The sequence below is a fragment of the Streptomyces sp. MB09-02B genome (genome assembly GCF_033794485.1).
Taxonomy (GTDB): Bacteria; Actinomycetota; Actinomycetes; order Streptomycetales; family Streptomycetaceae; genus Streptomyces.
Map to the genome: position 1 here is coordinate 1 of NZ_JARGEE010000373.1, position 8,938 is coordinate 8,938.

Sequence of the window (8,938 nt, forward strand, 5' to 3'; positions counted from 1 at the left end):
GTCGACGGGATTCTCGTCGTCGACTCGCCGGGCGGGGGGCCGACTCGGGTGACGGCGGAGTTGCCCTGGCGGGCGGCCTGAGCGGGGCCCTGCGGGGCGGGGGTGCCTCTTCGCCGTGGGTGGCTTGGCGCCGTGGGTGGGTGCGGGTCCGGTGGGGCTTCTCGCGCCGTTCCCCGCGCCCCCGTCGCCGTGGATGGCCTGGCACCGTGAGCGGGTGCAGGTGCGTGGGGCTTCTCGCGCAGTTCCCCGCTCCCCCGTCGTCGTGGATGGCCTGGCACCGTGAGCGGGTGCAGGTGCGTGGGGCTTCTCGTGCAGTTCCCCGCGCCCCTGAAGAAGCGGGGCTGCGCCCCTGCTTTTTCGGCTTGCTGCTTCGGGGCCGGGGGTGAGAGCCCGGTGAGCGCGTCTCCCCCTGAACACTCCCCTGTTTTTCTCCCGGGAGCAGGTCCTGGCGTTCCGATGCTGGAATGCTGGGGGCTGTCGCGGTACGGGGTGCAGTGGGGGGCTAGGCGTGGAGGACAGGGTGCGGGTGGTCATCGCCGAGGATTCGGTGCTGTTGCGGGAGGGGCTGACGCGGCTGCTGACCGACCGGGGGCACGATGTCGTCGCGGGGGTCGGGGACGGGAACGCCCTGATCAAGACGATCACCGAGTTCGCCGCGCAGGGCGACCTCCCGGATGTCGTCGTCGCCGATGTGCGGATGCCGCCGACCCATACCGACGAAGGCGTGCGGGCCGCCGTGCAGCTGCGGAAGTCGCACCCTGAGCTGGGTGTGCTCGTCTTGTCGCAGTACGTGGAGGAGCGGTACGCCACCGAGCTGCTCGCGGGGTCCAGTCGGGGCGTGGGATATCTGCTGAAGGACCGGGTGGCCGACGTACGGGAGTTCGTCGACGCCGTGGTGCGGGTGGCGCGGGGCGGCACCGCGCTGGACCCGGAGGTGGTCGCGCAGCTGCTCGGGCGGAGCCGGAAGCAGGACGTGCTCGCGGGGCTCACTCCTCGGGAGCGTGAGGTGCTGGGGCTGATGGCGGAGGGGCGGACGAACTCGGCGGTCGCCCGGCAGCTGGTCGTCAGTGACGGGGCCGTCGAGAAGCACGTCAGCAACATCTTCCTGAAGCTCGGGCTGTCCCCGAGCGACGGGGACCACCGTCGGGTACTGGCAGTGCTCACCTATCTGAATTCATGATTATCTGACACCGTGTCAGACAGGGCTCCTGATTCCCTCCCCATCCGTCTCCCGTCCGGCCTCCGGGTGGACAAGCCGAGGCGTTCTCCAGCCTCGCCGACGTAGGGTTGGTCTTGGGAGGGTCGGCGGGTCGGCCGTTCCCGGTCAGCCGCCTCAAAGGAGGTCCAGTTCAGTGACCAGCCAGGTCAGCAGCCCAGCGGAGCAGGCCGACGAGTCCGCTCTGGGAGAACTGAGGGAACAGCGCAATCCGGCGGGGCCGAAGGACGTCAGGCGACTCGATCGGGTGATCATTCGGTTCGCCGGGGACTCCGGTGACGGTATGCAGCTCACCGGCGACCGCTTCACCTCCGAGACCGCCACCTTCGGCAACGACCTCTCCACCCTGCCGAACTTCCCCGCCGAGATCCGCGCCCCCGCCGGCACCCTGCCGGGCGTCTCCAGCTTCCAGCTGCACTTCGCCGACCACGACATCCTCACCCCGGGTGACGCGCCCAATGTGCTCGTCGCGATGAACCCGGCCGCCCTCAAGGCGAACATCGGGGACGTGCCGCGCGGCGCGGAGATCATCGTCAACACGGACGAGTTCACCAAGCGGGCGATGCAGAAGGTCGGGTACACGACCAGCCCGCTGGAGGACGGCTCGCTGGACGGGTACAGCCTCCATCCGGTGCCGCTGACCACCCTCACCGTCGAGGCGCTCAAGGAGTTCGACCTCAGCCGCAAGGAGGCCGAGCGCAGCAAGAACATGTTCGCGCTCGGGCTGCTGTCGTGGATGTACCACCGGCCGACCGAGGGCACCGAGAGGTTCCTGGCGGCCAAGTTCGCCAAGAAGCCGGAGATCGCGGCCGCCAACCTCGCCGCCTTCCGCGCGGGCTGGAACTTCGGGGAGACCACCGAGGACTTCGCGGTCAGTTACGAGATCGCCCCGGCGACCCAGGCCTTCCCGGTGGGGACGTACCGGAACATCTCGGGGAACCTGGCCCTGTCGTACGGGCTGATCGCGGCTTCCCGGCAGGCGGATCTGCCGCTGTATCTGGGGTCGTACCCGATCACCCCGGCCTCGGACATCCTGCACGAGCTGAGCCGGCACAAGAACTTCGGTGTGCGGACCTTCCAGGCCGAGGACGAGATCGCGGGTATCGGGGCCGCGCTGGGGGCCGCCTTCGGAGGGTCTTTGGCGGTCACGACGACCTCCGGCCCGGGTGTGGCGCTGAAGTCGGAGACCATCGGGCTCGCCGTCTCGCTCGAACTGCCGCTGCTCGTCGTCGACATCCAGCGCGGCGGTCCGTCCACCGGGCTGCCGACCAAGACCGAGCAGGCCGATCTGCTGCAGGCCATGTACGGCCGCAACGGCGAGGCGCCCGTGCCGGTGATCGCGCCGCGCACCCCGGCGGACTGTTTCGACGCGGCCCTCGAGGCCGCCCGGATCGCGCTGACGTACCGCACCCCCGTGTTCCTGCTGTCGGACGGTTACCTGGCCAACGGCAGCGAGCCCTGGCGCATCCCCGAGCTCGACGAACTGCCGGATCTGAAGGTGCAGTTCACCCAAGGGCCCAACCACACGCTCGACGACGGCACCGAGGTCTTCTGGCCGTACAAGCGTGACCCGCAGACCCTGGCCCGGCCGTGGGCCGTGCCGGGGACGCCGGGGCTGGAGCACCGGATCGGCGGCATCGAGAAGCAGGACGGCACGGGCAACATCTCCTACGACCCGGCCAACCACGACTTCATGGTGCGCACCCGGCAGGCGAAGATCGACGGGATCGACGTCCCGGACATCGAGGTCGACGATCCGCACGAGGCGCGCACGCTGGTCCTGGGCTGGGGGTCGACGTACGGGCCGATCACGGCGGCGGTACGGCGGCTGCGGACGGCAGGCGAGGCGATCGCGCAGGCCCATCTGCGGCACCTCAACCCCTTCCCGCGCAATCTCGGGGCTGTGCTCGGCGCGTACGACAAGGTGGTGATCCCCGAGATGAACCTCGGGCAGCTCGCCACGCTCGTGCGGGCGAAGTACCTGGTCGACGCCCACTCCTACAACCAGGTCAACGGCATGCCGTTCAAGGCCGAGCAGCTCGCCACCGCGCTCAAGGAGGCCATCGATGACTGACGCCGGCAACGAGTTGCTGCAGCTGGTCCCCAAGGCCACGGCGCGGCAGTCGATGAAGGACTTCAAGTCCGACCAGGAAGTGCGCTGGTGCCCCGGCTGCGGTGACTACGCCATCCTCGCCGCCGTCCAGGGCTTCATGCCCGAACTGGGGCTGGCCAGGGAGAACATCGTCTTCGTCTCGGGCATCGGCTGCTCGTCCCGCTTCCCGTACTACATGGACACGTACGGGATGCACTCCATCCACGGGCGGGCGCCGGCGATCGCGACCGGGCTCGCCACCTCGCGGCGCGATCTGTCCGTCTGGGTGGTGACCGGCGACGGGGACGCGCTCTCCATCGGCGGCAACCATCTGATCCACGCCCTGCGGCGCAATGTGAACCTGAAGATCCTGCTCTTCAACAACCGGATCTACGGTCTGACGAAGGGGCAGTACTCCCCCACCTCCGAGGTCGGGAAGATCACCAAGTCGACGCCGATGGGCTCGCTGGACGCGCCCTTCAACCCGGTGTCGCTGGCGATCGGGGCGGAGGCGTCGTTCGTGGCGCGGACCGTGGACTCCGACCGCAAACATCTGACGGAGGTGCTGCGGCAGGCCGCCGCCCACCCGGGCACGGCGCTGGTGGAGATCTACCAGAACTGCAACATCTTCAACGATGGAGCCTTCGAGGTCCTCAAGGACCGGCAGCAGGCCGAGGAGGCCGTGATCCGGCTGGAGCACGGGCAGCCGATCCGGTTCGGGGCGGACGGCGGGCGGGGAGTCGTACGGGACGAGGCCACCGGTGATCTGAAGGTGGTCACCGTCACCCCGGAGAACGAGTCCCGGATCCTGGTCCACGACGCGCACGCCGCGTCGCCGACCACGGCCTTCGCGCTGTCGCGGCTGGCCGATCCGGACACCCTGCACCACACGCCGATCGGTGTCCTGCGGTCCGTCGAACGTCCCGTCTACGACACGCAGATGGCCGACCAGCTCGACACCGCCGTCGACCGGCACGGCAAGGGCGACCTCTCGGCGCTGCTGGCCGGCGGGGACACCTGGACGGTGGTCGGCTGAGCCACGGCCGACTACGGCCGACCGGCGAAGGACTGCGGAGGACCGCGGAGGACCGCGGAGGACCGCGGAGGACGATCGAGCGACGAGGCCCGGGGCGGTTCAGCCTCGGGTCTCGTCGTACGTCCGCCGGGCTTCCTCCACTGCGTCCATGCGGTCCTTCGTCCAGACCGCGAGGGCGCGCACCTGTTCGGCGGCCTCGCGGCCGAGGTCGGTGAGGGAGTAGTCGACCCGGGGCGGGATGACGGGCTTGGCGTCGCGGTGGACGAGGCCGTCGCGCTCCAGGGTCTGCAGGGTCTGGGTGAGCATCTTCTCGCTGACCCGGCCGATGGCCCGGCGCAGCTCGCTGAAGCGGTACGGCCGCTCCAGCAGCTCGATCAGGACGAGGACGCCCCAGCGGCTGGTGACGTGCTCCAGGACGAGGCGGTACGGGCACATGCCCTCAGCGCCCGTGTCGTACTTGTCGGCGGGCTGCGGAGACACCTTGCTTACGGCCATGCCAGTACCTTACTTCAAAGTGGGTACTTTCGAAGAGTTAGTGCACACCCTAGGGTGAGTGGCGCACCCACCCCCTGGAGGAGTTCCACCATGAGCATCGTCGTCACCGGAGCCACCGGCCACCTCGGCACGTTCGTCATCGAGGGCCTGCTGGAGAAGGTACCGGCCGAGCAGATCACGGCCGTCGTCCGCAGCGCGGAGAAGGCCGCCGGACTCGCGGCGCGCGGCGTGAAGATCGCCGTAGCCGACTACAGCGCCCCCGAGACCTTCGACGGTGTCCTCGCCGCCGGCGACAAGGTGCTGCTGATCTCCGGCAGCGAGGTCGGCGGCGACCGGGTGGGCCAGCACAAGGTCGTGATCGACGCCGCCAAGGCCGCGGGCGTGGCGCTCCTCGCGTACACCAGCGCGCTGGGCAGCCTGACGGCCGCGCTCGCCGACGACCACCGGGGCACCGAGGAGGCGCTGCTCGCCTCCGGGCTGCCGTACACCCTGCTGCGCAACGGCTGGTACAACGAGAACTACACCGAGCAGCTCGCGCCGGTGCTGGAGTACAACGCCGTCACCCACGCCGCCGGTGAGGGCCGGGTCTCCTCCGCGGCGCGCGCGGACTACGCGGCCGCCGCCGTCGCCGTGCTGACCGGTGAGGGCCACGAGAACCAGACGTACGAGCTGGGCGGCGACACCGCGTGGAGCTTCGCCGAGTACGCGGCCGAGCTGAGCCGGCAGACCGGCAAGGAGATAGCGAACAACCCCGTCCCCGGCGAGGCGCTCACCGGCATCCTGACCGGCGCCGGGCTCCCCCCGTTCCTCGCCGAGATCCTGGCGGGCGTCGACGCGTCCGTCGCCAAGGGCGAGCTGGTCGCCTCCTCCGGCGACCTCTCCCGCCTCATCGGCCGCCCGACCACGCCGATCGCCGAGTCGATCACCGTGGCACTGAAGGCGTGACGGGACGGGAGTGAGCCCGCCCGCCTCAGGGCCGCGCACTCCAGCCCCGCGCACTCCAGCGCCGCGCAACCCAGGGCCGCGCGCCCCCGGACGGCGCCCCGGACTCCCCCTCTGGGCGCCCACCTCCGCCTGTCATGACCGTATCCCGATACGGGCATGACAGGCGGGGGTGCTCGGCGTTACCTTCGGGAGGACCGAGGGTTCGGGGTCGCGGCGGTGCGGCCGGGCGAGGAGGAGGGGCCGTGGCGGCGCAGCCGAGGGGCGAACACCGGATAGGACTGCTGAACGGTTTCGCCGCGTACGGGATGTGGGGGCTCGTCCCCCTCTTCTGGCCCCTGCTGAAGCCCTCCGGTGCGGTGGAGATCCTCGCCCACCGCATGGTCTGGTCCCTCGCGGTCGTCGCTGTTCTGCTGCTGGTGCTGCGCCGCTGGTCCTGGGCCGGTGAGCTGCTGCGGCAGCCGCGCAAGCTCGCCCTGATCACCGTCGCGGCGGCGGTGATCACCGTGAACTGGGGCGTGTACATCTGGGCCGTCAACACCCACCAGGTGGTCGAGGCCTCCCTCGGGTACTTCATCAACCCGCTCGTCACCATCGCCATCGGCGTCCTGCTGCTGAAGGAACGACTGCGGCCCGTCCAGTGGACGGCGGTCGGCGTCGGCTTCGCGGCCGTCCTCGTCCTCACGATCGGCTACGGGCGGCCCCCGTGGATCTCCCTCTGCCTCGCCTTCTCCTTCGCCACGTACGGGCTGGTGAAGAAGAAGGTCAACCTGGGCGGCGTGGAGTCGCTCGCCGCCGAGACCGCGATCCAGTTCCTGCCCGCGCTGGCCTATCTGCTGTGGCTGGGGTCGCGGGGGGACGCCACGTTCGGCGCGGAGGGGACGGCGCACGCGCTGCTGCTCGCCGCGACGGGGCTGGTGACCGCCCTGCCGCTGGTCTGCTTCGGGGCGGCCGCGATCCGGGTGCCGTTGTCCACGCTGGGGCTGCTGCAGTACCTGGCGCCGGTGTTCCAGTTCCTGCTGGGCGTCCTCTACTTCGGTGAGGCCATGCCTCCCGAGCGGTGGGCGGGCTTCGCGCTGGTGTGGCTCGCGCTGTCCCTGCTGACGTGGGACGCGCTGCGGACGGCACGGGTGACGCGGAGGCGGCTGGAGGAGCTGAGCGTGGTCACGGAAGAGGTCGAGGCGCGAACCCCGCTGGCCAAATAGCACCCTTGACGGAGAGTCAGTCCCGCCCGCACCATCCAGGCACCTCATTCACCGGTTTCGCCATGGACACATCAACAGTGTCGTCCGGGGCGAATCCATGGAATTCGGAGCCCCCCACTATGAAGCTCTCTGTTCCAGTCACGGGCCGCGCCGCCGTCGCCGCCGCCGTCACGGTGGCCACGCTGTTCACCACCGGTTCCATAGCAGGGGCGGCCCCCGCCCCCGACCGGGCGGCCGCCGCCTCCGCCCCAGCGGTCGCCGCGGCGCCCGACCTGCCCGTGGCCAACATCAAGGCGCACCTGACCCAGTTCCAGTCCATCGCCGCCGCCAACGGTGGCAACAGGGCTCACGGCAGAGCCGGCTACCTCGCGTCGCTGAACTATGTGAAGGGCAAGCTCGACGCGGCCGGCTTCACCACGACCGTGCAGTCCTTCACGTCCGGCGGACGCACCGGCTACAACCTGATCGCGGACTGGCCGGGCGGCGACACGAACCAGGTTGTCATGGCCGGTTCACATCTGGACAGTGTCTCCTCGGGCGCGGGCATCAACGACAACGGCAGCGGGTCCGCCGCCGTGCTGGAGGCCGCGCTGGCCGTGTCCCGCACCAACTACCAGCCCACGAAGCACCTGCGGTTCGCCTGGTGGGGCGCGGAGGAGCTGGGCCTCGTCGGCTCCCGCTACTACGTCAACAACCTCTCCGCCGCGAACCGGGCCCGCATCAGCGGCTACCTCAACTTCGACATGATCGGCTCGCCGAACCCCGGCTACTTCGTCTACGACGACAACCCCGTCATCGAGCAGACCTTCAAGGACTACTTCACGGGGATCGGCGTCCCGACCGAGATCGAGACCGAGGGCGACGGCCGCTCCGACCACGCGCCGTTCAAGAGCGCCGGTGTTCCCGTCGGCGGGCTCTTCACGGGGGCGAGCCGTACGAAGACCGCCGCGCAGGTCGCCAAGTGGGGCGGTACGTCCGGCCAGGCCTTCGACCGCTGCTACCACTCGTCCTGCGACACCACGGCCAACATCAACGACACGGCGCTCAACCGGAACGGGGACGCGCTGGCGTACGCGGTGTGGGAGCTGTCGGAGTAGGCGGAGGCATGGCTTGAGCGCCCCAAGCCCGGGGTCGGCCGGCCGACGGGGAGCACGGCGGCCGGGCTCGGGCAGGGAGGGGACGGGGTAGGTGCGGGTCAGCGCTGTGGGCGGTGAGCTGTAGCCGCCGGGGTGTGTGGGCGCGCCCCCGGTGCGTACGCCGGTGGGTGCGTCGTGGTTGCGGTGCGGCGTGTCGTGAGGGCGTGGGTGTGGGTCGGGGTCGCGGTCGTCGATCTGAGGCGGGCCGCGACTGCCGTGGGCATGCGGGTGCTCTCGGCGAGACCGGCAACCGCTTCGGAGCGCAGGGCGCCGAGCCGGGCCAGATGGCTCCGCCGCTCCTCGGGGGTGAGCGCCGCGACGTCGACGCTGAGGGCGGACCGTACGGTCGCGGGGTGCGTCGCAATCGGAGCGGCGCCCTGTCGGGGGGCGCGGGAGGCGTCCAGGCCGGCGGAGCGCAGGGCTGCGGCGCGGGCGCTCCAGGGGGCCGTGTCGGGCGTACGGCGGTGTGGGGTGCGCGGGTTGCCGTCCCCGGCGCCGGATGCAGGCGCCGATCGGTCGAGGGTGCGCCAACTCATCGTGCCGGTCAGCTCGTTGACCGTGACCTCCACCCGGGGGCGGGGACCGGCGTCGCGGCCGTGACCCTCGCGCGGGGGCATGGGGGCCAGGGCCCTGCCCCCGCCGAGCGCCGGTCCGACGGGGGCGGCCGGCTTCCGCAGGGGCAGCTCCGCGCCGAGCGTGCGGATCGTCGCGTTGAGGGGGTCCTCCGGCCCCACGAGCGGTACGGGGCCGCCGACCGCCTGCACCGCGGCGGCGGGGGCTGCGGACGCCCCCGCGGGCGCGACGGAGACGGTCCCC

The 8,938-nt window shown here is 71.0% G+C and carries 8 protein-coding genes; 6 read left to right on the plus strand and 2 right to left on the minus strand.

Annotation, left to right across the window (positions count from 1 at the left end):
* The first annotated feature begins 520 nt into the window (after positions 1 to 520).
* The 3 genes from P1P70_RS34840 (at position 521) to P1P70_RS34850 (ending at position 4,344) form a co-directional block, all read left to right on the plus strand.
* A complete protein-coding gene (locus P1P70_RS34840; protein WP_319245009.1) occupies positions 521 to 1,180 on the plus strand; it encodes a response regulator transcription factor in 660 nt (219 codons plus the stop codon).
* Between the two features lie 172 nt (positions 1,181 to 1,352).
* Complete coding sequence (locus P1P70_RS34845) at positions 1,353 to 3,290, plus strand: 2-oxoacid:acceptor oxidoreductase subunit alpha (protein WP_319244997.1); 1,938 nt, start codon at positions 1,353 to 1,355, stop codon at positions 3,288 to 3,290.
* Positions 3,283 to 4,344 (plus strand): 2-oxoacid:ferredoxin oxidoreductase subunit beta, encoded by a 1,062-nt coding sequence (locus P1P70_RS34850; RefSeq protein WP_319244999.1) that lies wholly within the window; start codon positions 3,283 to 3,285, stop codon positions 4,342 to 4,344. The genes P1P70_RS34845 and P1P70_RS34850 overlap by 8 nt, the downstream gene beginning before the upstream one ends.
* Before the next feature lie 99 nt (positions 4,345 to 4,443).
* On the opposite strand, the gene P1P70_RS34855 is transcribed toward P1P70_RS34850, so the two are convergent.
* Positions 4,444 to 4,839, minus strand: a complete 396-nt coding sequence (locus P1P70_RS34855; protein WP_319245001.1) for a helix-turn-helix domain-containing protein — start codon at positions 4,837 to 4,839, stop codon at positions 4,444 to 4,446.
* Between the two features lie 90 nt (positions 4,840 to 4,929).
* Here P1P70_RS34855 and P1P70_RS34860 point away from each other — a divergent pair, with 90 nt between their 5' ends.
* The 3 genes from P1P70_RS34860 (at position 4,930) to P1P70_RS34870 (ending at position 8,083) form a co-directional block, all read left to right on the plus strand.
* A complete protein-coding gene (locus tag P1P70_RS34860; RefSeq protein ID WP_319245003.1) occupies positions 4,930 to 5,784 on the plus strand; it encodes an SDR family oxidoreductase in 855 nt (284 codons plus the stop codon).
* A gap of 242 nt (positions 5,785 to 6,026) precedes the next feature.
* A complete protein-coding gene (gene rarD / locus P1P70_RS34865) occupies positions 6,027 to 6,986 on the plus strand; it encodes an EamA family transporter RarD (protein ID WP_319245005.1) in 960 nt (319 codons plus the stop codon).
* A gap of 119 nt (positions 6,987 to 7,105) precedes the next feature.
* Positions 7,106 to 8,083 carry a M28 family metallopeptidase gene (locus tag P1P70_RS34870; RefSeq protein ID WP_319245007.1) on the plus strand — a complete coding sequence of 326 codons (978 nt, stop codon included), beginning with the start codon at positions 7,106 to 7,108 and terminating at the stop codon, positions 8,081 to 8,083.
* Between the two features lie 98 nt (positions 8,084 to 8,181).
* Here the strand turns inward: P1P70_RS34870 and P1P70_RS34875 are convergent.
* The coding region (locus P1P70_RS34875) for a hypothetical protein (RefSeq protein ID WP_413471618.1) at positions 8,182 to 8,938 on the minus strand (757 nt) is incomplete at its 5' end.